A 24,277-nucleotide genomic window follows, 5' to 3' on the forward strand; every position below is an offset into this window, starting at 1 on the left:
TCGTCAAGGAGTACATCGAGAACCAGAAGCGACCGGCCTGACCGTCACCCCGAAGACGCAGAGATCTCCGGCGCTGCGCGCCTCCGGGCCGAGGATCGCGTTCCCGCCCGGCCTGAAGGCCGGGATTCCCTGCGAAGATCAAGGGATGGATCACCTGTTTCAGCCGCCAGGATATGCCAATTCGCACATTTCGTTAGCTGTTGACGGGTAGCGGCGGGCGAGTCGGGGGTGCCCGGGGCGTACGTGCAGGGCAGGGGTGGATCCGGCGCCGCCGCTCGGCATGGTGCCGGGCTGATGGCGCGATCTGCGTGAACACTGGTGGTCTCGGGAAGCAGGCGGGAGAGCGTATGGACAACCCCAGCCCTCAAAGAACCTTGGAAGCGACCTCTGTCGGGGCAGGCAGCCGTCGAGAGCCCGTTCAGCCGGGAGTCGTTGGCATCGCTCTTGCCGCCGTACTCACCTTTGCTCTCGCGCAGGGGTCCTGGCAGTGGTTCGCCACCTACATCGGTGTGACGCTTCTCGTGGTGGTCCTCTCCTCCTGCCGACCGCCGGCGTTCATGCCGGACCTCCGCTTTTCGTATGTGCAGGACCTGACGGCGTATTCGCTGGTGGTGGGCCTGTGTGTCTCGGTTGCGCTGGCTCCGATGATGCAGCGCTGGGCGTGGCTCTTTCCGATGCCGGGGACCCGCAACCAGTGCAATCAGCTGGGCACCTTCGAAAGCCTGCGCACGGAGGCTTCGTTGGCGAACCTGGCCGGCCGCGACCGTACCGCCATGGCCTATGCGCAGGTCGTCCACCGCCATGACGCCATTGCCGACTGCCTGGCATCCACGACCACCCTGTGGCTGCCGGTCTACGGAGTCGGAGCGGCCCTGCTGGCGGGTCTGGGCGCGTGGGCCTTCGGTCGCGCTCGGCTGGGGCGCCGTACGGCCGCGGGCAGCCGGAGTGCGTAGCCCGTTGTCACGGCACACACGAACACCGGAGGCGGTACATGGGGCGCATCCTCCGCAGCCGGAGGAAGTTGCTCCGGTACATTCCTCGCCCGGAAGATCGGCATCAAGCCGGCAAGCAGGTGCGGCTGTGCCACGCCCCGCGCCGTGGGGCATCCTGAGGCTGCCGCGAGGTCGCAGAGGGGGGTCCGGCCGGAGCGGACGTCACCGTGGAACTGCCGGCATGCCGGACAGAGTCTGCCGGTGAACACCCCAGGCCAGGCAGCCGTCACAGTTGGTCGCGATTCAGCGACCCGGTGGGCGGACAGTCGGCGGTCCGTCGATCCGGATTGTCTGCCGCCGTCCTCGCGCTGGAGTGGCAGCGGTGAAAGGGCTGAACGGGTGCTCTTCGGCAGACCGGACCGGCGCACCGCAGCACGCTCCCCACCAGCCTGTATCTCTGTCTGAAACGTCACCTGAGACGATGGAAGGCTGGAGAAGATGGCTTTTGAGCGAAGGAAATTCCTGATGGCCGGCGCCATGGGGAGTGCGGCCATGCTTCCCCAGGGTGTCCTGGGAGCGCGGGCGTATGCGGCGACGGCTCACGAGGCTACATGTCCGGGCGGCCCGATCCCGCACACCCCTCTGCTGAAGAAGTATGTCGACCCGCTTCCCAGGCCGTTGACAGCCGTCTCGGATCCTTCCGCCTATCCGGGCGCCGACTACTACGAGATCACGATGAGACAGGACTCGTGGCGCTTCCACCGGGATCTCGGGCCGGCAACCGTGTGGGGTTACTGGGCCAATAACCCGCACGATCCGCACAAGCCGACCGGCATGGGCTATCTCGGGCCGACCATCAGCGTGACCACGGACCGCCCGACGGTCGTCAAATACCGCAATGAGCTGCCGACCACCCACCTGTTCCAGTTCGTGATCGACGCCATCCGCAATGGGTGCGACGAGCTCACCCCGACCCCTCCGCCGCCCTACAAGCCCGTCCTGCCTTTTCCCTCGAATGTCAATGTGTGGAACGTCGTACACCAGCACGGCGGTTTCACTGCGCCGCAGTCCGACGGCATGCCGATGCAGTCGTTCAGTCCGGACGGCATCCACGCCGCGGACTACACCACCCTGGAACCGGGCCGGGTCAAACCCAACGAAGCGATCTACGCCTACACCAACCACGACCGTTCGTGCATGCTCTGGTATCACGATCACGGCATGGGGATGACCAGCCTCAACGTCTACGCGGGCCTGGCCGGTCTCTGGCGCATCGGTGACCCTGCCGACGAGCGGCTCGGGCTGCCGCGAGGCGAATTCGAGGTGCCGCTCATCCTGCAGGACCGGACCTTCAACCCGGACGGCTCGCTCGCCTACTCCATGACCCTGAGGGAAGGCGAGGACACCCCGGTCGTGAACGGGAAGGCGTACCCCTTCCTGGACGTCGAGCCGCGACGCTACCGGCTGCGCTTTCTCAACGCTTCGAACGAGCGTTTCTGGCGGCTGAGGTTCGAGACCCAGCCCAGGGACGCGGTGCCTGAGGCCCAACTGCCGTTCTGGCTGATCGGCACCGACAGCGGTTTCCGCGCCCCGTTGCAGATGCTGAACTTCCTGATCTCGCCGGCCGAACGGTACGACCTGATCATCGACTTCAGCCAGGTACGGCCGGGCACGAAGGTCAGACTGGTGAACTACCACGCGCCGGTCCACTACCCCGGCATGCCGGGCGAGGGACCGGAAATCCGGGAAATCATGGAGTTCCGGGTCAGCGAACCACTGTCCGGAGGCGGGGACAGGTCGAGGCCGCCCAAGGAACTCAGGCTGCCGACAGTCGCACCGGTCAAGCCGAAACCGCACACCCGGCGGCGGCAATGGGTCGTGTACCAGCACAAGCTGTTCAGGACCATGACATTCAACGCGGTGCCGTTCGAGGCGCCGTCCCAGGACTTCATCGAGGAGGGCTCGACCGAGATCTGGGAGTACATCAATCCCAACCACGACGCCCACCCGATGCACGTCCACCTTGTCAACTTCCAGGTGCTGGAAAGGCAGCCGATCGACGCGGCCGCCTATCAGGCCGATTACGAAAAGTGGATTGGTGGTGGCCGCAAACCGAAGGACCTGCCGGTGCTGGAGAAGTATTTCACCGGCCCACCGGTACCGCCGGACCCGGACGAAGTACGGTCCAGCAAGGACACGTTCAAGTCCTATCCGGAGACCGTGACCAGAATCATCATCCAGGAATTCACCCCGCCGACGGCTACGATCGCGTCGATTCCGGGCAGCGGTACCGAGCTCCCGGCGACGTACATCCACCACTGCCACATTCTCGAACACGAGGACGACGACCTGATGCGCCCGTGGACGATCGTCAAACACGGCGACCACGGCCACGGCGACCAGCGCGGTGGCGGTCATGACGGCGGCCACGGCCACTGACGGGATCGATCGCCCCGCGTGTGCCGGTCCGCGCCCACGGGGCCCGGACCGGCACCGACGCCGTGGCCCGCCCCGGATCCTTGCGAGTACGCCATCGTCTACACCGACGACGTGGACGCCGTCCTGCGGTAGAAGCCGCTGCGGTTCGGGACGAGTGAGACCGAGGTCGCGGAGGCCCTCCAGGTTTCCGGGTCACATCGGCGCGGGGGCCCGTACGCCCAGGAGGACCTCGCCGACGGAGCGAAGGTCTTCTACGGCCAGGGCAAGCTGGCATGCGTGGCGATGGACGCCGTCACAGGCCCGCAGGTGTTCCTGGCGGGCTTTGCCTTGGCCGGTCGTGATCCCGAGAAGTCCTATCAGTACCTCCTCGACCATGCTGCCGAGCATGGCAACTGGTTGGCATACACCCTCGATGAGTCCCTTGCCCTGACTGATCCGGGGCTGCTTTTGCGGGTCCAGCAGATCGGGGACGTGCTGCTGTCGCGCCCATTCCTCGTAATGTGAGGAGTGGTGGGAGTCCGAGTACTACTGCGCCCGTGGCCACCTGCCACACGAAGGAGCCCCGGCTGCGCACAGACGCTGCACTTCGTTACAGGGCTCCCCGGCCGGTGGGCGGCGGGGTGCGTGGCCTTGGTTTCTCCGGGGTTGACGAGAGCCACGACTCCGGCGGGATCGGGAGCCAGTGGATGAGAGGACGGCGCCGACGAGTGACCGGCGCATGCCAGGCCGGGTGCGGGATGAAGCCGTACCGGGCCGCCCCGCCGGGGTCATGGACCAGCACGGACGGCTCTTGATCGCGAGTGGGGACGGTGGCCGGTCAGCCAGCCAGGTGCTTGCCGAAGAATTCGGTGAGCTTGGCGACGGCGGGGGTGACGTATTCGTCCTTGTCGTACAGGTCGATGTGGGTGGCGCCGTCGATGACGGCCAGTTCCTTGGGTTCGGCGGCCTTCTCGATGGCTTCCCGGCTGAAGTAGGAGCTCTCGGCCTCGGAACCGGCGATCATCAGCAGAGGGCGGGGCGAGATGAGCCGGATCATCGAGTACGAGTCGTACTGGGCGATCAGGTCGATACTTCGCAGCACCCATCCCTGGTTCGCACGGGGGTGGTAGCCGCGCGGGGTGCAATAGAACTCGAACGTCTCCCGGAACTGCCGGGTGGCGGTTTCCAGCAGGTCTTCGGCGTCGTCCGGAATCCATGCCTCCAGATGCGGGGCCGCGCCGCGGGCTTCTGCGGTGCGCAGTGCACCGGCCTGGTCGAGCATGGCGTTGAAAATCGCCGGGTCCTGCGTGTGGCCCAGTCCCTCACGGAACACCGACCCGAGGTCCACGGCGCTGACCGTGGCGACGCTCTTGATGCGGTGGTCGGTCTGCGCGGCGTAGGGGACGTAACCGCCGGACGCGCAGATGCCGAGAGCCCCGATGCGGTCCGGGTCGATGTCGTCACGGGTGGTCAGGTAGGACACGGCGGACTTGATGTCCTCGGCCCGCTGGAAGGGGCTCTCCAGACCTCGCGGCTCGCCCTCGCTCTCGCCCTGGTAGGCGGCGTCGAAGACGAGCGCGGCGAACCCGGCACCGGCCAGACGCTCGGCGTAGATACTCGGGCTCTGCTCCTTCACGCCACCTCCCGGATGGGAGATGACGACGGTCGGCAACCGGCCGTCGACGTGGCCATCGGGGGTGAAGAGAATCCCGGCGAGGGCGAGATTGTTGCTGGGGAAGGTGACGTTGGTCCTCATGTTCTGTGTCTCCTGGGTGCAGGTGTGCAGGTGTGCAGGTGTGCAGGTGTGCAGGTGCCGTGATCGCGGACAGGGCGGATTCCTCTGGAAGGGCCTCCCGACTCGGGGCGGCCCGTCCACCGGTCACGTCAGCGAGAGTCGCATGGGGTGCACAGGCCGAAAAGGGGCGTCCTGTGTCCCCGGACAACGCTGTCCTGGGACACGACAGGCCCCCTGTCACGGGCATGGCGCGGTGCAAGACTTGTCCCTATGAGCAGCAGCAACGCCCACCACAGTGAACTGGGGGCCTTCCTCAAGGCGCGGCGCATGGAGCTGAGCCCGGCCCAGGTCGGGCTGACCGATTCGGGCGGCAGGCGCAGGGTCAAGGGCCTGCGCCGGGAGGAAGTGGCCTTGCTGGCGTCGATCAGCCCCGACTACTACACGCGCCTGGAGCAGGGCCGTCGCCAGGCTTCCGAACCGGTGCTGGACACCCTTGCGCGTGTGCTCCGGCTCGACGACGGCGAGCGTACCTACATGTTCGAACTGTCCGGTCGGGACGCCGCCCGGCCCCGTCGGCGCACCACGCAGAAGGTCCAGCCGCAACTGCAGCGGCTGCTGGACGACTTGTCCACCACGCCGGCCGTCGTCCTGGGCCGGCGCACGGACATCCTCGCTTGGAACCCCATGGCCGCCGCCCTCTTCACCGACTTCGCGCAGATCCCGGAGAAGAAGCGCAACTTCGTACGGCTGGTCTTCTGCGAACCGGCCATCAGAGCGCTCTACCCGGACTGGGACTGGGTGGCACAGACCACCCTCGCGCAGCTGCGCATGGAAGCCGTCCGAGACCCGAAAGACCCACGGCTGGCAGAGCTGGTGGGCGAGCTGTCACTTCAGGACCCCGACTTCCGACGGTGGTGGGGCGCTCACCACGTCGCCGTCCAGGGCCCAGGCACGAAAACCTTGAACCATCCGATCGCCGGCCGGCTCACCCTCGACTGGTCCTTCCTCACCTGCACCGCCGATCCCGACCAGCAGCTCATCGCCCTGACCGCCGTGCCCGGCTCACCCAGCCACGACCGTCTGCGCATCCTCGCTTCATGGGCAGCGCAATCCGCCGGCCACTCCACGGCAGGCCGCTAGACCCAGGGTTCTCAGCGACTGCTGTTCCCTGTGGACGCGCCGACCTGTGAATTCAGCGATCACCTCTGGTGACGGCTTGAAGCAGCGGCGGACGATCGTAGGCTTCTTGTGCCGGGACTTCGCCATCAGCATCAGCATCAGCAGCGACGGGCCCTGTCACCGAAGTCAGGGCGGAGCGCCGGTCCTCGTGGAGGTCCCACCCCGTTCCCGACCGGCGCGGAGCGGTGCGCTCGTTCAGCAGGGCGCGGACCTCTGCACGTTCAGCCAGACCAACCTGGACGCCATCGCCCACGAGCTCAACCATCGTCCGCCCAAGACCCACGGATACCGCACTCCGGCAGAGATCTACGCTGACCTCCTGAACAGCGGTGATGCGCTGATCGCTTGAGCCCGCCATCGTTTGCCGACAGGCGTGAGGGGTTCACACGACGGAGACGCCGAGTTGCACTCCAACGGCGCGAGCACGTAGAACTGCGGCAACAGGGTCTCCTGGATTTCGACCGGCTTCGCAACCCCGACCACCAAGAGGCCCTGCCTTCCTGCCCGCAGCCGGCAGTGATGACCCGATCGAGACTCGGCGTTGAGGAACATCTCCGTCAGCTGGTGTGCCAACGCCCCCGCTGTGGCCAGTTCAGGTGTCGGCGATGCGGATGAACAGCGCGGCGGCACGGTCAAGCCCCGTGCTGCTCTTCCCCCGGAACGGCCATCGAGGGCTTACTGATCGTTTCAGAATGAGTTGAGCTGCGGGCCTTGTGCTCGACGATCTTGGTCGGCAGGGTGGGCGGGATGCGTGCTGATCTTGTTCCTGAAGACCTGTGGGCGCGGGTTGCTCCGCTGCTGCCGCCTGTTCCCGAACGGCGTCACCGCCATGTCGGGCGGCTACGAGTTCCGGAACGTGTGTGCTTGGCACCCTCGCCGCCGTCGCCGACCCACAGCCCGAGAATCTCCCGTCGGCCCTCGGCGGTGACGGCCAGGGCCACGTAGATCGGTCGGTTGGCGACGGCGCCGTCGCGGATCTTCACGTGGATGGCGTTGATGAAGACGACTCGATAAACGACGTCCAGGGTCCGGTTCTGCCACTCGGCCATGCCCTCGAGTACCTTGTCGGTGATGGTGGAGATGGTCTGCCGGGAGACCTCGGCGAGGTGGGCCTGGACCTCCCCGACGGTCAAGCCCTTGGCGGCCAGCGAGATGACCATCTCGTCGACGCCGGTCAGGCGCTTCAGGCGCTTCTTGACGATCTTCGGCTCGAAGGATCCCTCTCGGTCGCGGGGCACGGCTATCTCCACCGGTCCGACGTCGGTCAGGACGGTCTTGGAGCGTTTGCCGTTGCGGGAGTTGCCGCCGTCCTTGCCTGCCGGATCGTGCTTGTCATAGCCGAGGTGATCGGTGATCTCGCCCTCCAGAGCTGACTCCAGCAGCCGCTTGGTCAGCTGCTGGAGGAGCCCGCCCTCGCCGGTCAGCTGCAGACCTTCGGCCTGGGCTCGGCTCACCAGCTCGTCTATCAGCTGGTCGTCCACGGCCTTCGCTGATACAGCTGCTGCCGACTCGACAGCCTCCTGCTCGGCCACGTTCTCACTGGTCATCGATGCATCTTCCATGATCGGGAGTTACACCGAACGATTTCCAGTCCCCATCCCCGCTGTGGGTACTGCGAGCTGGCCACCACGGCGGGGATGGCCTCTCAAGCGAGAGGCGAGGGGAGGCGGGAACTGCCACCTGCCATGAACCATGTCTGCACCTGTTCCCCCCTGCCGGACGGCATCGCCCGGGCCGTTGCCACTGCGCGGGCGGAGAATCTGCCGATGACCCTCGAACCGGCGGCAGCCGGCGAGTCCGAGATCCTCGCCGCTGCCTTACACGCGCATCTGTCCAAGACCCGCTTCGTCTTCACCGGCCTGACCGGCACGGAAGCGACCCTGAGCATCACGCACGCGGTAGTGCAGTGGCGCAGGCATCAGGCTGGAGAAGCCGACGGGAGGCATCGATGCGTTACCTCGACCCGCCTCGCAGGATGACCGTGGGCTGCCGTATCTGCTGGTCGCCGCCCTGGTCCGCCTTCCTGGACCTGCACCTGGTGCGCAAGGACGGCCCTCCTGTCGCTGTGGAGATCGACCGCGCCGAGGACAGCACCGCCGTGGACAAACTCCGCGACGAGGCCTTGCGCGGACGCCCCGCACTGTGGATCCGCTGGCACGGAGCGCTGCGCGCCCACGTCCCCGCCGGTGTCGCCCGCCTGCACCTGCCGACCCGATCCAGCCGTTCTCCCGTCCGGTATTCTCTGGCCCCACTCGCCGCCACGGCGTCGATCACCCTGGGCGGGGCCGTCACTCCCGAAGCCCGGCTGGACGCCTTGCACCGGGACCGGCAGCGGATGGCTGCCGAGAAACAGGCAGCTGACCTTCCCGCGGACCAGGGTCACATCCGGATCTGAGCGAGACCGCCTCACCCTGCCGGCGCGAGGCCCAGCCGAAGTGGCAGGATCAGAGGGTGTCCCTCATGAGCAAGCTGCAGATCAAGCCCGGCCAGAGCGTCGCCGTGCTCGGCAAACCTGACGACGTCCCTTTGGAGATCGAGGCCGCGGGCGAGCCGTCTTCGGCTGATGCGGTGCTCGCCTTCGTGACCACCTCCGGTGACCTCCTCGGGGCGGACACACAGGCAGTGCTCGCCGCAGCACGGCGCGATGTCCTCGCCTGGGTGGCCTACCCCAAGGGCGGGAAGCTCGGCACGGACCTCAACCGCGACACTCTGGCCGCCGCGCTCAGCGAGCACGGCGTACGGCCGGTACGGCAGATCGCCGTCGACGACACCTGGTCGGCGCTCCGGTTCCGGCCCAGCGACTGATCTCCGGCAGCACTTCACAGAACGATGGCCGCGATGCCGTCGTAAGGAACTGCCCTGTTGCCGAGCGACTGCTGATCCCGCCCGGTTTGTGGTCAAGCCCTCGGCTGACCCGTTCCCAGCAGTGCTCGCAAGGGTGTGCCAGCTGCTGTGGCCGCTGCTCGATCGACGCTGTCCGCACGAGCGAGCTCTGGTGACAAGGGGCAGCGGGCGGCGTCCACATTGCCAGGGCGGTGGCCGGATCCGGAAAAAGGATGCTCTGGTCAGAGAGCGTGGTCGGCGAAGCTGCCGCGGCGTACCAGTTCCTCGGCAGTGCGACCCTTCCGCTGTGCCATGGCCTGGAAGGCCTCACGCTCGCGCTGCCACTCCAGGGCCCGCTCGGCTGCCGTCTCCGGTGGATGTATTCATCCGGGGACAGTCCCAGGGCGGACGCATGGGCGGCGATGGCGTCCTGCTCGGCGGGGGTGAGATCCGCAACGGACTCCTGGGGCGGGTCGGTTCGTTCGGCGGCAGCCGGGCACCGGCAAGGCCCGCGCCGGCCATGACGCTATCGCGGTGCCTCTCGCCCACGTAGGGGCTTACCGGGTTTCACTAGCTCTAGACAGCCTTTATATAGGCTATGTAGAGTACGAGTATGGGTAGTTTGCGTATGACCCTTCAGACCCAGCTGGTGCTGCGGGCCTTGCTGGAAGACCCCACCAAAGAGCGTTACGGCCTTGAGCTGTGCGAGCTGGCGGGGTTGCCGTCGGGCACGATCTATCCGATCCTCGCCCGCCTGGAACAAGTCGGCTGGGTGGACAGCACCTGGGAAGACCCCGCCGTACACGAGGAAGCCGGCCGCCCGCGCCGTCGCTTCTACCGGATCACCGAGGACGGCGCCGAACAGGCACGCGACGCCCTCGCCCGCGCCTACCGTACCCGTAAACAGCCCCTGCCAGGGTGGGTCGCCCGCCCGGTCGCCGACGGGGGAGTGTCATGAGGGCCCGGAGCCGGTTAGCGCCCTGGCCGGGCAAGCGCCACTCCACCACCCCGTCTCTGGACGGCATCCTCGCCGTCGCGCGCAGTCACCACCCCGACGCCGACACCGCGCTCATCCAGCACGCCCACGATGAGGCAGCCGTCTGGCACGCCGGGCAAACCCGCCGCAGCGGTGACCCGCTCCTCACCCACTGCCTTGCCGTCGCGGCCATCGTCGCCGACATCGGCATGCCACCAGCGGTGATCTGCGCCGCCGTGCTCCACGACATCGCCGACACACCCTGCCCGCCGGGCCGCGTCGCCGAACACTTCGGGCAGGAAGTCGCCGACCTGATCTCAGCCGTCCGCACCGCCAAGCTCGACGCCATCCCCCTCAGCGCTCTTAACTTCGAAGGCGCAAGGCCGCCGGCGCTCAAGCCGGCGCGTGAGGAGGCTGTGCTGGCCATCCGCCTAGCCGACCGGCTGCACAACATGCGCACCATCGCGTTCGTCGCCCCGACCAGGCGGTACCTCGTGGCCCGTGAAACCCTCGACCTCATCGCGCCGTTGGCGCGTGCGGCAGGCCTGACCGACGTGAGCCGTGAACTGCACGACCTCTCCTCGGCCGTCCTCCAGCCCGCACCCGCCGCATTCGCGGTCACCACACGCATACTGGCCATGCTGACCCTGCTGCTTCCCGCTCCGAAGCGCGCACGGTGGCGTGAGGAATGGCATGCCGAACTGGCCGTCCACCCCACCTCCCGCACCCGAACTCGCTTCGCTCTCCGAGTCCTGCTCAGCACACCCAGGCTGTCGTGGACACTGCGCCGCCCGATCTGCCAGGAACAGCGATGATGAACACGGCGGCCCGGATCGGCGGTGTGCTGGGGGCGGCGGCTGCCTTCGTGATGGACATGGCCCGCGGAGGCCTGTCCGTTTGGACGACGGGAGCACTCACGGCAGGCGCCCTTGTCCTGGTCGCCGTCGTCCTGTTCATCCCCAACGAGACACCAGCCCGTCGACTGGGGCAGCTGATCCAGGCGTGGCGTATCCCCACGGAAGCTCCCTCCGGACCTGATCCGGTGCAGCCCCCTGCTCAAGACGGAGGATGACAGCGGGGCCGTGGGATGCGAGTGGCTGTCCCGCGCCCGGATGAGTTTCTCGTCGTCCTCGTTCTCACCACAACAACTGCAGCCGCGTGACGATGTGAAAGACTACTTCGCTGCCCACAGCGGTGCCAGCGCCACCGGCAGCGCCGAGACCGCAAGGCGGTGGGGCCGACTGCGGCGTTCCCGGGCCGGGGGAGCGGTCACGGCGCCTACGCCGTCATCGAAGTGAAGCAGGCCCTGACTCGGCACTCCCTGGACGCGGCGTTGGGCAAGCTCGTCACCTGCCACCGGCTCGGCCGTCCCCTCGTGCCCATCGGCGAGCTGGTGGAGAACCGGCTATTCGGAGCCGGCTCCCAACGCATCGGCAACCCCCTGTTCTCCGCGATAGTCGCCACCCGGCGCGACCCCGACACGCCGGTGGGCGACCTCGTCGAACGCTGCCTGGCGGTCAACCGCCGCCTGGACCGCCTGGAGACGGTGCACTGCCTGTGCATCCTGGGTGATACCTGCTACCTGTGGGGATGGGTTCCCCGAGGCAGCAGGGAAGCCGACATCGCCACCTTCTTGGGCCCGCAGGACCTGCGCAGCCGCTGATACTCGTCAGGGGCACACCCGACCGGGCAGAGTCGCCCCTGGGTGTTCTCGTCTCGCGTCTGTTCGGCCACGTGACCAACTCGGTGCTGGGCGGGGCCTAGGACATCCCGTGGGCATACGGAATCAGCCGGAACTTGCAGCCCTAGCAGCAGGGCACGTCTCAGACCCCCGCCGGCACAGTGGCCGTGACCGCGGGGAGCGGGGTGATCACGTCAGGCCGTTCTCGGGGGAATCGGCGAGGCCGAGTTCCGCGGCCGTGAAGGGGCCGCCCAAATCAGGCATCGCGAACAGACCTGTGTTGGCGGTGGCCTCGACGAATCTGACCAACCGATCCACAGGCCGATGGGCCTGTTCCTTCTCCAGCAGCGCGTGACAGGCACGGCAGCGCCACGGGCGCCGGAGGGTGATCCACTGCGCCCGCGTGCACCTGGGACATGTCACGAAGTAGGCGGCCGGCCCCAAGGAGGTTGCCCAGTCCGCGTAGCCGTAGCGGGGTCGGTGGCCGGACTCGGTCCGGTCGGAGGGCAGGGACGGCTTACCGAGGAGGACGAACTCGCCTCCCGGCCAGGCACAGGTACAGGAACTCGCGCAATGGCATGCCCGGGTGCGGGCCAGTTCCTGCGTCTTCTCGGTACGCGGTATGCCCGGGCCTTTGACCTGGATCCAGGTGCCGAGTTCGGGCAGCCAGAAGTCGGGGACGTAGAGGGTGCCGGAGGGCAGGGTGATCGTCTCGGGTTCGTACTCCCACCGGATGCCGTTGCCGTCGAGGGTGGCGGCCCAGTCGGCTTCGAGCCGGGAGCGGAACGTGATGTCGCCGTAGCGGGTCGGGACAGCATCGATGGACGGTGCGGGGGAGTCGGGCGTGCTGACCAATTCAGGCGGGCTCCTGTCCTGCTGTTGTGTGGTCATGCCGATTGTGCCAGGCCCCTCTGGAGCGTCACCTCCGCATGTCCCGGCCCGGCCTACGCATTGCCGACCGGCACTGCGGTCGGGGCGGGGTTCAACCGTCTGGCTGTCCGCCACCGCGAGGACCGGTAGGCCAGATTCCCCGTGCCGGGGAGATCGGGGTGGCACACTAATCTCGCGCTTGTGGGCGCATACCACCCTGTAGGGCCACCGCCTTGGGTGAGAACCCGGCCGCCGCCAGGACCACGGTGATGTACCCCGGCTTGGATCCGACCGCTCGCGTCCAAAGGCCTGCCGGATACATGGTGCGCTTTGCCCGAATCTTGCAAGCAACTCGTGCATCACGCTTGCCTTGCAGGATCGGTGATCGATGAGTAGTTGAGTGCCCGGGCCCATACGTACTACATGAAGGGCGGCCATCAGATCGTGAGCGCGAAAGCGCCAGATCACGTACGGATCTTCTCCGGGCGGAATATTCTCAAGGAATTCGTCGCGAGCCTCATGGCAGTCGATAACGTACTCCGCGTGTGGCGGCCGCTGATGCGGGGACAGTGACTGGCGGATCGCCAATTCGTCATGTTCACCGCATACATGCGTCTTACAGGTGAGATTCACTGAAATATCTTTGATTCATCACATGCTTCGTGTTCCGCACTGATCGTGCTCGGGGTCGGGCAGGGTGTGGGTGTGTGGCCGACCGGGCCGCCGACCCGCACAACACACCTCGCTGGCCTGCGACTTCACGTCACGGACTCGGGGTGTCAGCTCCGAAGGCGGACCTCGTGTCCGTTTCCGTGACCGCCCACCGCCTGACCGCCGTCGCTGCCATCGCTGCCGTCGGCGCACTCGCCCTGCCCGCTGCGGCCGCCGGCCAACCCGTCGCCCGCCGCCACGACCCGGCGGTCGTGATCAGCAACGTCCAGTACGACTCCCCGGGCCGAGACGGCCGCTCCAACTGGTCCCTGAACCACAAGTGGGTGAAGGTCACGAACACGGCCCGGCGGGCGGTGAACCTGGACGGCTGGACCCTATCCGACGAGGCAGGCCACACCTGCACCTTCCGCCACTTCCGCCTGGACGGCCGCTCCACCGTCCGGGTCCACACCGGCGAGGGCCGCGGCCGCCGCGCGGACGTCTTCCAGGACCGCCGAACCTACGTGTGGAACAACGACCGGGGCACCGCGACCCTGCACAACGACCACGGCCGATTCATCGACGAGGCCTCTGGGGCTACCACCGGGGCGACGACCGCGACCACCGCGGCGGCGGGCACCGAGGCGACGACCGCCGCGCCTGACCGTGAGCCGGGTGGCGGCGGGCAGGGTGCTGACTGGCGAGGTCGCCGAAGGCGCCACAGACGGGCTATACCGGCCAGGCATCGCGGCCCGGTCGTGTCAGTGCCTGGTCGCATACTGGCGCCCATGCAGATCACGGAGCAAGTACTCAGACGGGCCTGGCGTCAGGTAGCGGCAGGCTCTGACCTGCTCGACGACGTCATGCTCCCGCCCATCGGCACATCACGCGACCAGTACACACGGCAGGCAGGCTCTTTCGGTGGCCTCTTCCTCGTCCTGGACGAGGATGGCACCGTGCGCGGCTGCACCGGTCCCTACCGGGAGGTCTTCGCGACCCAGGACCTCGACCAGGCACTGTACTTCGCTGCAGAGGAGGCGGTCCGTCACCTCGCCGAGCACATCGTGGCCAACTCCCCGGGCGACGGCCCGGTCACCAACCTCGTTGCCGCGCAGGCCGAGATGCTGGACGAGATCAACCCCGCTTGGGGCAGCAGATTCCGCAGCGGCGGCATGGACGGTGCGCAGACGGCACAGCCGTGCGGACGCGACCCGCTGGGACGTCTCGCCTGGATTGCCAGAACCTGGCGCGAGCAGGACCCCTACACCCAGCTCGCCTTCTTCCGCGGGAAGGACGTCGACGTCGAACAGATCGCGCTGCTCCACGGGGCCGACCCCGAACAGGTCGCCGCCGGGACACGCCTGGCGGACCTGCGCAGCACGGATGAAACCGGCCGCGACTACTGGGACATCGCCTGGGAGAGTTGCTGCTTCGGACAGGCAGGCGACTGGGCGTTCCTGATGTACCACGAGACACCACCCGGGACCCGGGCCGACAGCGCTGCTCTCTCCCGGCTCGGAGTCACGGAGACCGTCCAGCTGAACGCCACCGCCGCCAAGGCCATCTACACCTTCGACTACACACGCGACGGCCTGCGTATCGACGACGACTGGGGCGTGCTGGAACTGATCTGGTACAAGCGGGGCCGCGCCCCTTACTACCGTGGCGGCCAACTCGACTTCCTCAACCAGGCCATACGCCACGCTGAGCTGGACCACCCTGAGTTGACTGGCGAGTTCGAACTGTACTTTCACGCTCTGGAAACCGCACTCGGCCTACAACTGCCCCGGCGGGACATCCAGGAGAAAACTGTCCGGGCGGCGCAGTGGGCACGCAGCAACCGCTGACGTCACTTGCTCCGGTGAACGAGACCGACACCCGCCGGGTTCTGCTCGGCGGGCCGGTCGCCTCCAATTGACAAGCCTGACGCCACACCACCGGCCCGGCGGCAAGGTTCGCCATGCAACAACACGCGGGCCCGAAAGGGCGCGACGGCGGCGTCAGCTCAGATCGCGTGTCTGCCAGCCGGGCGGGAGCTTGGGGAGGCCGATCAGAGCGTCGATTTCGAGATGTTCCAGCAGCAGTGCTTTGAGATGTCGGCCGTCGATGAGTTCGACGCGGTTGCGGGGTGCGAAGTCCCAGCTCGCCTTGCCGAACCAGGCGGTGGTGACCACGATGCCCTTCGAAGCGCTCTTGTCGTTCACGATCCCTGCGACCGATCGCACCGTCTCGGCGGAGACCACGTTCTTCGTGCGCTTGGCCTGGATGATGCACAGCCCGCCGATGAGAGGTTCCTCGTTGACCGCCACGGCGTCGATGCCGTCGTCCCGGGAGGCCTGGGTGACCCACGACTTGAGCCCGATCTTCTCGAACAGCCGCCGAATGAGGTGCTCGAAGTCGATCGGGTCCATCGCGACGAGGTCAGGTCGGCTGTCGAGGCCGGCGACGACATCCCGCTCCGGGGCGATCTTGTACCGGGTCAGGTCGAACCTGACGACAGGAGGAACCGGCTCAAGGTCGTAGGGGTGCTGGGAGACGATCGCGTTCAGGTAGTGCAGGCTTGCCACGGGGTCGAGTTCGGGCTCGTCCAGCACGAGCTCGGTAAAAGTCTCCCGGCTGACCCGCACACTGATCAGGCACGGCTCGATCGCCTTGCCGGTGGCACGGTCCTTGGCGTGGACTTTCCCGTTGAAGGCAACTCCGTCCACGAGTGAGGGCGGTGTCACGGCGAAGGCCTCGTCGATCGCCCGCAGCGCGAGTCTGGCCACCACATCCCTGTACAACGCCTTGCACTCATTCTCCTTCCGCGGCTGCGGGACCACGGCCGGTGGAGCGGAGGCCTTGAACCGGTACTGCGTGACCGGAGGAACCACCGCCTGGGCCGGCAACTCGATCTCCACAACCAGCTCGCGAGACTCCGGCGCGAACGCCGCCCGCCGAGCACCACCGAGTCCTTCCGGATAGCCGATGGAGCACAGCGCCTGCTCCACCCCGACCGCGAACCCTTCCAAATCTCCTTCACCGAACGCCTGCTCCACCTGCAGCCGCAGCCCGTGCAGCCCACCGGGGCGGGAGCGCAGAACCGCAGTCAGCGCCTCAACCCGCTCTACGACCTCGGCCGTCCGGTCGGCAGCCTCCCGGCGCAGACTCTCAGCGCTCTCCTGCTTCGCACGCCGTTCCGTCGCAGCCTTCTCACGGGCCTCGGCACGACGTTTCAGCTCGAGATCCCTCGCCCGCGCCGCCTGACGCTTCTCAAGATCCCGCACGATCTGCTCGGCTTTACGCGACTCAGCACTTTGCTGCTCCTGCTTCTCCTTCTGCGCCCGCACCCACGCCTGCGCCTGTTCGCGTTCGCGCCGTGCTTCCTTCTTGGCCTGCTCTGCGGCTTCACGTTCCGCGGCCCGCGCCTGACGTGCCAGCTCCGCCTCAGCCCGCTTCGCGGCTGCGGCCTTCGCCTTCTGGCTGTCCTGGTACGCCTGCAACAACTGTGCCGCCAAGGACTTCCTACGTGCCATTTGCCGCCCCCCACCACAGGTCAAAACACCACAGCTGCCCCCGACAGAGGCAGAGCAATCCCACTGGCCGGCCCATGGCCTGACTCGCTCGGAATGTGACCGCTTTTGCTCGCACCGCCGGGGACAGCCGAAGCCGTCGGCGCGTTCCTGGAGCACAGCGCCGACGCCTTGACACTGCTGCTTTGGCACTCAGCCGGGGCCGACGCGCGATACCCCCGGTTTCCTGTGCCGGACGGTCCGCCCCGGCGCACGTCACCAGCTGTAGCCGGCCGGGCCTTGCGCCAGCTGGCCTCGTCACACCCGCACAGGTGCCCGTGCCCACCGGTCCCCTGGGAGGCAGCCCGCAGGCGGTGCATGAGCGGCTTTCGGCGTTCAGCCTTGGCGGTGAGGTCTTCAGCGAGGATTTCCCCATGGTGGCCTTCACCGCACCAGTCGGCGCGGACTTCGTCGGGATCAAGGCCCTTCTGACGCAAGGCCAGGAGGAGGGTTGGTGGCACTACGAGGTCGGCTGTGGCACCGATGAGTGGTGGAACGCCTGAGTTTGTCGTGCAGTCCCGTTGCGTGCTGGCTGAACAACGACACCAACTCATCCTGTGGTCCCTGCGGTACTGCTTCCGTGGCCGACCTCGCCGAGCAGTCGGGGGTCCCCTCCCAGTACCCCACTTGGCTGGACCCACCGGCGCTGGTGCTATCGGCCGCTGTTCCGTTGGTCTGCGCTGCCCGGCATGAGGTGGGATTCCCAGGCCCAGGCGGTGATCTCGCTGCGGTTGCGGGCTCCGAGCTTGTTCTGGATCGCGGCGAGGTGGCCCTTCACGGTGCTGACGGAGATGAAGAGGGCGGCGGCGATCTCCTGGTTGGTGCTGCCCCGAGCGACGGCGCGGATGACGTCGGTTTCCCGGTCGGTGAGCGGAGTGTTGGGCTGGAGGGCGGAAGGGGTTTTGACGGGGGCGAGGTTGCGGAGCAGGCGCCGGGTGATCGACGGGGAGATCAGGGCGTCCCCGACGCTGGTGGCCCGCACGGCGGCGGTCAACAAGGTGGGGTCGCCGTCTTTGAGAACGAATCCGAGGGCTCCGGCCTGGAGGGCGCCGTAGACGTATTCGTCGAGTCCGAAAGTGGTGACGATGACGACCCGCAGCGGGTCGGCGATGCCCGGGCCGGCGAGTGCGCGGGTGACGTCGATGCCGTCGAGGCGGGGCATGCGGATGTCGATGAGGCAGACGTCGGGCCGCAGTTGGCGGGCAAGGGCGACTGCCTCTGCACCGTCGCGTGCTTCCGCGACGACGGTGATGTCGGGCTCGTCCTCCAGGATGAGGCGCAGGCTGGTGCGGATCATGGCCTGATCGTCGGCGACCAGGACGCTGATGCTCATCGGTGGTCTCCGGCTCGCAGGGGCAGGGAGGCCCGTACTGACCAGCCGGTACTGGGCCGCGGACCGGCGTCGAGCGTACCGCCCAGTGCCTCAACGCGTTCGCGCATGCCGACCAGGCCGTAGCCGCCGCGCGGGGAGGGGCGGCTCGGGGGGTGCGACGGAGCATCGTCTCCGACCTCGACTGTGATGTCCGTACGGTCCTGGTTGATGGTGACGGTGGCTGCGCGAGCGCCGCGGGCGTGGCGGACGATGTTGGTCAAGGATTCCTGGACGACCCGGTACACAGTGGTGGTGACCACGGGTGGCCAGGTCGGCGCCCCAGGGGGCAGTCGGAGATCGACGGCCGGTCCGTGCTCTTCGAAGCGGCGGACCAAGTCGATGAGTTGCTCCGGTCCCGCGGTGACGGCGGCGCCGTCCTCCGCGTCGCGGAGGAGGGTGACCACCCGTCGCATGGCGTCCATGGCGTCGGTGCCCGAGTGTTCGATGTCCGCCAGGGCGGCGCCGAGGCGGTCGGGCTGCTTGCGGAGCATGATCTGTGCGGCGTGGGTGTGCATCACGATGCCGGAGACGTGGTGGGCGACGACATCATGCAACTCCCGGGCCAGGGCCAGGCGTTCGTCTCGCCGCACCGCCTCGACGGTGGCCTGACGGCGATGCTCCAGGAAGCGCAGGACGAGCCCCGTGCCGAGGCCGGCCAACCAGAGCTGGACGCCCATGTGGAACCGGGTGGCGGCATGTGAGGTGGACTCGAGCCAGCCGAGTGCCGTGACCGCGAGCCCGGCCGCAGCGACCACGGCGGCTCGCCAGGGCGGCAGGACCCGGACCGCGGAGCCGGCGAGGACGGTCAGCGCCATGGACGCGGCAACGCCGGGCTGGCCGGTCAAGTACCCCATGCCGGCGGCGAGGACGGCGGCAGCCGTGACGGACAGGCTGACGGCCACGGCGACCAGCCGGTCGCGCTCCCGGAGCAGCGCCGCGACGCACACCACCGCACCGGTACCGCAGTCGAGCAACCAGCCCTGGCTGCCCGCGTGGGCGGCATGCCAGTAGGCCGTCGCTGCCAGCACCGCCGCGAAGGCGAGCCCGAGCAGGACGTTGGTTCGTCTGGCGGCCAGTGCGACCAACCGTTCCATCACGCTCACAGTGCTCAGGCTACGGAACCGGTCGCGGTCGCTGTAGCGGCCAAAAGGACTGCTCCGATCCGCCCGATCAGTACTTTTGGCCGGTACGAGCCCCGGTCGGCGTGAGCAGGCTTGATGGCATGCAACGAGACCTTGACACACCCTCCGCCGTCGCCGGGCCCGTACGAGCCGGCAGGTGGACGTGAACTGCTCCATCTGGGCCCGCCTCCGATTGGAGCTGCAGGTCATCGGTATCGCCCCGCCAGTGACGGCACTGGCGGCAACGCTGGGCGGCGCGATCCTGGTGATCGTCATGCATGCCACCGGGGTCAGCGCGGAGCACCTCGACATCGCCGCGGGCGCGGTCCTGGCGGGCTTCGCCCCGCTCGGCACCGCCGTCGCGGCCTCCTCGATCGTGGGGCGTGATTCCGGCGCCGAGCTGGTGATGACCACCACCGTCTACCGCCGGGTGCTATTCCTGCGTGTCGGCCTGGTGGTGGTCCCAGCGGCCCTGGTCACGCTGGTGGACGCCGTCGTGTTCCGCGCTTTGAACGCATGGCCCGTGGGGCAGGGCACGGGCGGTTACGTCCTGGTGTGGGCCCCGCCGATGCTCTGGCTGGTCGCACTGGCGATGCTCACCGCGACCGGCCTGCGCAGCCCGGGCGCCGCAAGCGGCCTGATCGGGGGCCTCTGGCTGGCCCAGGACCTGATGGGGCACGACATCCTGGGCAACACGGTGCTGCGGACGCAGTACATGTTCATGGGCGTCGGCGCCGAGGTCCCGGCGCACGAATGGACCGTCAACCGAATCGCCCTGCCCGCCATCGGCGTTGTCGCCGTGATCGCGGCCGGCCTGCTACTGGGGCGTCCCGAACGATTTGTGGGGAGCGACACCGCATGACCACCGTCCTTCAGCGAACCGCCCCGCCGACGGCAGCTCGCGGCTGGTGGGCGAAGACCGTCGCGGCCTCCCGCTACGAGTACCTGATGCAGGTGCGCCGCCCGGCGGTCTGGGTGGTCGTGCTCGGGCTGATCGGGCTGCGCTGCGCATCGCCCTTCCCGATCGACATCGCCAGCATCACGGACCGCGCCGAGCTGGTCTCGGACTGGACGGGCGACTTCCTCATGCTGTGCCCGATCGGCGTCGGCGCCGTCCTCGCCGACCGCGTTCGGCGGGAGTCCCGGCTGGAGCTGAACGACCTCCTGACCTCGACGCCCACCGGCATCGGCCCGCGCCTGTGGGGCAAGGCCATCGGCGCCGGCGCGGCGACCATCACACCGGTCGCTGTCGCCTGGGTGGGCCTGATCGGCTACCTGACAGCCCAGCACGGGGCCGGGGTGATCCTGGTCGGCCTCGGGGCGTTCGCCGGCATCATGCTGCCCGGGCTGATCTTCATCTCGGCCTGCTCGGTCACTGTCCCGTACCTGACCGGGCCCGTGCTGTACCGGATCGGTCTGTTCGGCTACTGGTTCTGGGGCAACATGCTCGGCCCGCGCTTCGGGATCCCCACCCCCGCCGGCACGCCCTTCGAAGCCAACGGCGAGTACCCGACCGGTGCCTGGTTCCACGGCGTCCTGTTCATCGCCAAGCAGCGGGGACTGCATCCGACCGGCGGCGAGGCCGTCCTCAGCATCGCCTTCCTCCTGCTCATGGCGCTCGCCGCCCTCGTGATTACCCAGTTCGTGCTCACCAAGAGGAGTCCGTCATGACCGCGCCCAACGTGACCATCACCGATCTGACCGTCACCTTCCGGTGCGGACAGGTCCGTGCCCTCGACGGCATCAGCCTGCGCCTGCCCACGGGCATGGTCGGCCTGCTCGGCCCCAACGGAGCCGGCAAGACCACCTTCATGCGGGTCCTGACCGGGGTGCTGCTGCCGACCTCGGGCACCGTCGCGGTGGACGGCACCGAGCTCACGTCGCGCAGCCGGCGCCGAGAGGTCAAGGCCACCACCGGCTACCTCCCCCAGGAGCTCGGCCTGTACCCGGAGCTGACGGCGCGCCAGTTCCTCGACTACATGGCGCTGCTCAAGGGCATCACCGACCGACGTGCGCGCCGTGACCGCGTGCGGGAGGTCCTCGAACTCGTCTCGCTCGACGATGTCGCACACCGGAAGCTGAAGGGCTACTCGGGCGGCATGAAGCGCCGCGTCGGCATCGGCCAGGCCATCCTGAACCACCCCCGGCTGCTGATCGTCGACGAGCCCACCGTGGGACTGGACCCCGAGGAGCGGCTGCGGTTCCGCAGCCTGCTCGCCACCCTGGCTGGCGATCGGACGGTACTACTCTCCACCCACATCGTCGACGACATCGTGCAGACCTGCCCGAACGTCGTGGTGATCGAGCACGGCAGCATCGCCTTCCAGGGCGCCATCGGCGACCTCGCCACGCGTGCCGAAGGCATGGTGTGGCACCTCACCCAGCCGGCGACCACCCCACCGCCCCACCTGCCCACCGTCAACGTCACCCCCAGCACGACCGGCACCACCTACCGGGTCATCAGTTCCGGCACCCCCGCCCCGGACGCGGAGCGCGTCAACGCCACCGTCGAGGACGGCTACATCGCCCTGATGCACGACACCGTCCCGGAACGGGCCCAGCACGGTCCCGACCTCCGCGTCATCTGACCCCAGCCCGCCGATACCGAAGGACCAGAAGATGTCCCAGCAGCCGCTCACCGCCCTCCTGTCCGCCGCCGACACCACCGGCTTCCACCCAGGCCTCGCCTTCTTCGTGGAGTGGGCCCTCGTGATCGGCGCCATCATCGGCGGTCCCATCTACGTCGTCCGCCGGGTGCGCAACCGCCGCAGCTGCCATTGAACACCGCCTGAGCACTCGATAGTTGGCGCCTCCATGGTCCGGCTGTGCGAACAGGTCTCGTTCGTGCGTTGTACGGCACCGGAACGTCAAGCAAATGAAGATCGACCGGTCGTCCAATGAACGAGCCGGTGCCGTCCGTCAGCGGGCGTCTGCTTCGGGCCAGGGCAATTCGTCCAGGTCGAGGGTGTAGGTCCGCCCGTCGGCCGGCTCGATCGGCAGCTTGTCCGAGCCGCACTTGTGCGTGTGCATCGCGATGCAACCGGAGCCGGTGGGCAGGGTGTGGACGACGACCTCTGCGGCGTACGGGTCCACCACCGCGTAGACCGGGATGCCATAGCGGCCGTACTTCGCGGTGCAGTCGTCGTAGTCCTTACGCGCGGAGGAGGCCTACACCACCTCAGCGATCAGCAGCACGTCCTCGAAGCCGTGCCGCTTGCCCTGCCGCTGGGCATCCTCCCGAAGGATCGTGAGATCGGGAGCGGAGATCTCCTCGGGCGGAAAGCCGATGTACACGGTTGAGATGACCTTCGAGTGCCGGCCCAGGGCAAGGGAGTGGATCTGCATCGACCTGATGGTGCCGGAGTGCTCTTTGCTCCGAGGGCACATGACCACCTTCCCGTCGATACCGAAGAAGACCACGTACCCTGCGGGGAACTCGGTGCGCATGACCGCGTCCGCGCTCATCAAGGTTGGGCTGGGACACGGAGAACGGTTCGGATACCGTCCGAGCGAGAGGACTTCACCAGGGGGACGGGACGAACGCAGAGACCGTCACCGCGATATGCGCAGTCGTGATCGCCATCGTGTCGCTGGTCGTCTCGGTCTACCAGACGCACGCCATGCGGCAACACAACCGCCACTCGGTGCGCCCTGTACTCCAACTCCACCGCGGCTGGCCGACGGGAGGCAAAGCAGGGATCCGACTCATCGATTCTGGCCTTGGACCAGCGGTCGTCGGAGAGCTTCCACTTGGTCGTAGCCCTCGCACGCCTCGCCGGGCACGGCAAGCGGCCGACGGACCTGGCACTGCTCATGTTCGCCGAAGGCATCCCGGTACCGGAGGCGACGGTCCGTGCCGCCTTCCGAGCTGCCGTGGGCAACGACGCACTCCCCGGCGAGGACGGCGCCTCAACCGGCGGCCGCGACCCGGGCGAGCGGCTGGACCAGATCGCCAACCGCCTCGCCGACCGTGGCCAGGTCCTCACGCTCGTCCCGGCCCGCGCCCGCCATATCGACGAGCGCATCGCCCGCGCCCTCGGCCAACTTCCGCCCGAACTCCAGGAGCTGGACCAGAACGCCGAGCCACAGCTGCTCACCCCCAAGGACGCCACACTGACGGCCGTGACCGCGACCATCGGCGAACCTGTCCCCTCAAGGACATCGGCGCCATGCTGGGCGCCATGAGCCCCGCCATCGCGGCCAACCCGATGGCGTCGCTCGTCGAGACGACGCAGACCGACGTCCCGGACGCCGCCGCCTGTGTCCTCGGGGAGGACGGCTCCCTGGCCTTCCTCCCCGACGGCGACCCCCGTGCACTTCTGCACGTGCTGGCCGACACGGCTCCGCTCGAAGACCTCGCCACCGGATGGCATACGGCGGTGCAGGTACGCCAGTGGGCACTGGATCTGTGCCACCGAGTCGAGACCGAGTTGGAGGCGGGGCAGTTCGGTGCGGCCGTTGAGGAGTGGGTGCGGGGCAGGCAGCTGCTGTCCGGAGTCTCCGTCCTCGCGGCCCTGCGGCGAGCCCCGCTGGACGCCGTCGCGGTGTGTGTCCTCGGCACTGATGCTGCTGTTCCAGTGCCAGATGCTCGCGATGTTCGACAACGCGCTCCCTGGCTGCCAGAGGAACCTCCTTGAGCAGATCCCGGAGTTTGCCCCGCCGCCGGTCCGCAACCTGATCCTCACCAAGGTCATCGCCAGAGGAGGCATGGGCGACGGAGACCTTTGCGGCCGCTCATGAATGATTCCAGCAGGCCGCCGTCGCGATCGAGGCGGGCACGCCTGCCCAGCCATTCATCGACGCGCTGAGCGAGCTGGTTCAGGCGCAGGAGGACACGACCAGCTTCGTGATCCTGCGCCGGTGGGCGGCGATTCTGGAGCAGCTACATCGCGGCGCGAGCCGAGGACCTCAACCCCACATCGGCGCGACGTCCGGTCCCGGCGCATCGGACGATCGTTCGGTGGCTGA

Annotated in this window: 26 protein-coding genes and 2 pseudogenes; 20 read left to right on the forward strand and 8 right to left on the reverse strand. The window is 68.0% G+C overall.

The features are described 5' to 3' along the window. The 4 genes from ACIRR9_RS54165 to ACIRR9_RS54180 all read left to right on the forward strand — a co-directional run. Positions 1-211, forward strand: a 211-nt coding sequence (locus ACIRR9_RS54165) for a hypothetical protein (protein ID WP_403768922.1), incomplete at its 5' end; no start/stop codon positions are given. A gap of 136 nt (positions 212-347) precedes the next feature. After that, a complete protein-coding gene (locus ACIRR9_RS54170) occupies positions 348-953 on the forward strand; it encodes a hypothetical protein (RefSeq protein WP_403768925.1) in 606 nt (201 codons plus the stop codon). Positions 954-1,457: 504 nt separating this feature from the next. After that, positions 1,458-3,371 carry a multicopper oxidase family protein gene (locus tag ACIRR9_RS54175; RefSeq protein ID WP_403768928.1) on the forward strand — a complete coding sequence of 638 codons (1,914 nt, stop codon included), beginning with the start codon at positions 1,458-1,460 and terminating at the stop codon, positions 3,369-3,371. A 276-nt stretch (positions 3,372-3,647) separates the two neighbouring features. After that, complete coding sequence (locus ACIRR9_RS54180) at positions 3,648-3,875, forward strand: hypothetical protein (protein ID WP_403768930.1); 228 nt, start codon at positions 3,648-3,650, stop codon at positions 3,873-3,875. 313 nt (positions 3,876-4,188) lie between these two features. On the opposite strand, the gene ACIRR9_RS54185 is transcribed toward ACIRR9_RS54180, so the two are convergent. Beyond that, a complete protein-coding gene (locus tag ACIRR9_RS54185; protein ID WP_403768933.1) occupies positions 4,189-5,106 on the reverse strand; it encodes an alpha/beta hydrolase in 918 nt (305 codons plus the stop codon). 249 nt (positions 5,107-5,355) lie between these two features. Between ACIRR9_RS54185 and ACIRR9_RS54190 the strand changes: the two genes are divergently transcribed. Beyond that, positions 5,356-6,225, forward strand: coding sequence for a helix-turn-helix domain-containing protein (locus ACIRR9_RS54190; RefSeq protein WP_403768936.1), 870 nt, complete (start codon positions 5,356-5,358; stop codon positions 6,223-6,225). A gap of 752 nt (positions 6,226-6,977) precedes the next feature. Further along, a pseudogene (locus ACIRR9_RS54195) lies at positions 6,978-7,134 on the forward strand (IS5/IS1182 family transposase); the annotation flags it as partial. Here ACIRR9_RS54195 and ACIRR9_RS54200 read toward each other — a convergent pair. Beyond that, a pseudogene (locus tag ACIRR9_RS54200) lies at positions 7,128-7,811 on the reverse strand (transposase); the annotation flags it as partial. The pseudogenes ACIRR9_RS54195 and ACIRR9_RS54200 sit on opposite strands and share 7 nt — an antisense overlap. A gap of 219 nt (positions 7,812-8,030) precedes the next feature. Here ACIRR9_RS54200 and ACIRR9_RS54205 point away from each other — a divergent pair. The 6 genes from ACIRR9_RS54205 to ACIRR9_RS54230 all read left to right on the forward strand — a co-directional run bounded on the left by ACIRR9_RS54205 (position 8,031) and on the right by ACIRR9_RS54230 (position 11,726). Next, positions 8,031-8,243 carry a hypothetical protein gene (locus ACIRR9_RS54205; protein ID WP_403768939.1) on the forward strand — a complete coding sequence of 71 codons (213 nt, stop codon included), beginning with the start codon at positions 8,031-8,033 and terminating at the stop codon, positions 8,241-8,243. Next, positions 8,213-8,659: a hypothetical protein gene (locus tag ACIRR9_RS54210; RefSeq protein ID WP_403768942.1), complete on the forward strand. Its 447-nt coding sequence runs from the start codon at positions 8,213-8,215 to the stop codon at positions 8,657-8,659. Before ACIRR9_RS54205 ends, ACIRR9_RS54210 begins: the two co-directional genes overlap by 31 nt. A gap of 65 nt (positions 8,660-8,724) precedes the next feature. Continuing rightward, complete coding sequence (locus ACIRR9_RS54215) at positions 8,725-9,069, forward strand: hypothetical protein (RefSeq protein WP_403768945.1); 345 nt, start codon at positions 8,725-8,727, stop codon at positions 9,067-9,069. Between the two features lie 646 nt (positions 9,070-9,715). Next, the gene (locus tag ACIRR9_RS54220; protein ID WP_403768948.1) at positions 9,716-10,045 is read left to right on the forward strand and encodes a PadR family transcriptional regulator; all 330 of its coding nucleotides are present in this window, start codon (positions 9,716-9,718) and stop codon (positions 10,043-10,045) included. After that, positions 10,042-10,878 carry an HD domain-containing protein gene (locus ACIRR9_RS54225; protein WP_403768951.1) on the forward strand — a complete coding sequence of 279 codons (837 nt, stop codon included), beginning with the start codon at positions 10,042-10,044 and terminating at the stop codon, positions 10,876-10,878. Before ACIRR9_RS54220 ends, ACIRR9_RS54225 begins: the two co-directional genes overlap by 4 nt. A 416-nt stretch (positions 10,879-11,294) precedes the next feature. Then, positions 11,295-11,726: a hypothetical protein gene (locus tag ACIRR9_RS54230; RefSeq protein WP_403768954.1), complete on the forward strand. Its 432-nt coding sequence runs from the start codon at positions 11,295-11,297 to the stop codon at positions 11,724-11,726. A 207-nt stretch (positions 11,727-11,933) separates the two neighbouring features. Here ACIRR9_RS54230 and ACIRR9_RS54235 read toward each other — a convergent pair whose 3' ends face one another. Continuing rightward, positions 11,934-12,635: a hypothetical protein gene (locus tag ACIRR9_RS54235; RefSeq protein ID WP_403768957.1), complete on the reverse strand. Its 702-nt coding sequence runs from the start codon at positions 12,633-12,635 to the stop codon at positions 11,934-11,936. 779 nt (positions 12,636-13,414) lie between these two features. Here ACIRR9_RS54235 and ACIRR9_RS54240 point away from each other — a divergent pair. Next, the gene (locus ACIRR9_RS54240) at positions 13,415-15,112 is read left to right on the forward strand and encodes a lamin tail domain-containing protein (protein WP_403768960.1); all 1,698 of its coding nucleotides are present in this window, start codon (positions 13,415-13,417) and stop codon (positions 15,110-15,112) included. 153 nt (positions 15,113-15,265) lie between these two features. Here the strand turns inward: ACIRR9_RS54240 and ACIRR9_RS54245 are convergent, their stop codons facing one another. Then, the gene (locus tag ACIRR9_RS54245) at positions 15,266-16,762 is read right to left on the reverse strand and encodes a restriction endonuclease (RefSeq protein WP_403768963.1); all 1,497 of its coding nucleotides are present in this window, start codon (positions 16,760-16,762) and stop codon (positions 15,266-15,268) included. Positions 16,763-17,088: 326 nt separating this feature from the next. Here ACIRR9_RS54245 and ACIRR9_RS54250 point away from each other — a divergent pair, with 326 nt between their 5' ends. After that, positions 17,089-17,319 (forward strand): DUF4265 domain-containing protein, encoded by a 231-nt coding sequence (locus ACIRR9_RS54250; RefSeq protein WP_403768966.1) that lies wholly within the window; start codon positions 17,089-17,091, stop codon positions 17,317-17,319. Between the two features lie 149 nt (positions 17,320-17,468). Here the strand turns inward: ACIRR9_RS54250 and ACIRR9_RS54255 are convergent, their stop codons facing one another. Both ACIRR9_RS54255 and ACIRR9_RS54260 read right to left on the reverse strand, forming a co-directional pair. Next, positions 17,469-18,149 carry a response regulator gene (locus ACIRR9_RS54255; RefSeq protein ID WP_403768969.1) on the reverse strand — a complete coding sequence of 227 codons (681 nt, stop codon included), beginning with the start codon at positions 18,147-18,149 and terminating at the stop codon, positions 17,469-17,471. Continuing rightward, the gene (locus ACIRR9_RS54260) at positions 18,146-19,282 is read right to left on the reverse strand and encodes a sensor histidine kinase (protein WP_403768995.1); all 1,137 of its coding nucleotides are present in this window, start codon (positions 19,280-19,282) and stop codon (positions 18,146-18,148) included. Before ACIRR9_RS54260 ends, ACIRR9_RS54255 begins: the two co-directional genes overlap by 4 nt. A 190-nt stretch (positions 19,283-19,472) precedes the next feature. Between ACIRR9_RS54260 and ACIRR9_RS54265 the strand changes: the two genes are divergently transcribed. Genes ACIRR9_RS54265 through ACIRR9_RS54280 form a run of 4 tightly spaced genes read left to right on the forward strand, consistent with a single transcriptional unit; the run spans position 19,473 to position 22,090 of the window. Continuing rightward, complete coding sequence (locus tag ACIRR9_RS54265) at positions 19,473-20,171, forward strand: hypothetical protein (protein ID WP_403768972.1); 699 nt, start codon at positions 19,473-19,475, stop codon at positions 20,169-20,171. After that, positions 20,168-20,980, forward strand: a complete 813-nt coding sequence (locus tag ACIRR9_RS54270; protein WP_403768975.1) for a hypothetical protein — start codon at positions 20,168-20,170, stop codon at positions 20,978-20,980. Before ACIRR9_RS54265 ends, ACIRR9_RS54270 begins: the two co-directional genes overlap by 4 nt. Then, on the forward strand, positions 20,977-21,897 hold the full coding sequence (locus ACIRR9_RS54275; RefSeq protein ID WP_403768977.1) for an ATP-binding cassette domain-containing protein: 921 nt from the start codon (positions 20,977-20,979) through the stop codon (positions 21,895-21,897). Before ACIRR9_RS54270 ends, ACIRR9_RS54275 begins: the two co-directional genes overlap by 4 nt. Positions 21,898-21,928: 31 nt before the next feature. Then, entirely contained in the window at positions 21,929-22,090 is a 162-nt protein-coding gene (locus ACIRR9_RS54280) for a hypothetical protein (protein ID WP_403768980.1), read from the forward strand. Positions 22,091-22,228: 138 nt separating this feature from the next. Here the strand turns inward: ACIRR9_RS54280 and ACIRR9_RS54285 are convergent, their stop codons facing one another. Together ACIRR9_RS54285 and ACIRR9_RS54290 are read right to left on the reverse strand one after the other, a co-directional pair. Then, positions 22,229-22,405 carry a hypothetical protein gene (locus ACIRR9_RS54285; RefSeq protein WP_403768983.1) on the reverse strand — a complete coding sequence of 59 codons (177 nt, stop codon included), beginning with the start codon at positions 22,403-22,405 and terminating at the stop codon, positions 22,229-22,231. A 72-nt stretch (positions 22,406-22,477) separates the two neighbouring features. Next, entirely contained in the window at positions 22,478-22,774 is a 297-nt protein-coding gene (locus tag ACIRR9_RS54290) for a hypothetical protein (RefSeq protein ID WP_403768986.1), read from the reverse strand. 255 nt (positions 22,775-23,029) lie between these two features. Between ACIRR9_RS54290 and ACIRR9_RS54295 the strand changes: the two genes are divergently transcribed. After that, positions 23,030-23,494, forward strand: a complete 465-nt coding sequence (locus ACIRR9_RS54295) for a hypothetical protein (protein WP_403768989.1) — start codon at positions 23,030-23,032, stop codon at positions 23,492-23,494. Further along, positions 23,491-23,946 (forward strand): hypothetical protein, encoded by a 456-nt coding sequence (locus tag ACIRR9_RS54300; protein ID WP_403768992.1) that lies wholly within the window; start codon positions 23,491-23,493, stop codon positions 23,944-23,946. The genes ACIRR9_RS54295 and ACIRR9_RS54300 overlap by 4 nt, the downstream gene beginning before the upstream one ends. The last annotated feature ends 331 nt before the right edge of the window (positions 23,947-24,277 follow it).

The organism is Streptomyces sp. NPDC101234 (assembly GCF_044767525.1).
Lineage (GTDB): Bacteria > Actinomycetota > Actinomycetes > Streptomycetales > Streptomycetaceae > Streptomyces > Streptomyces sasae.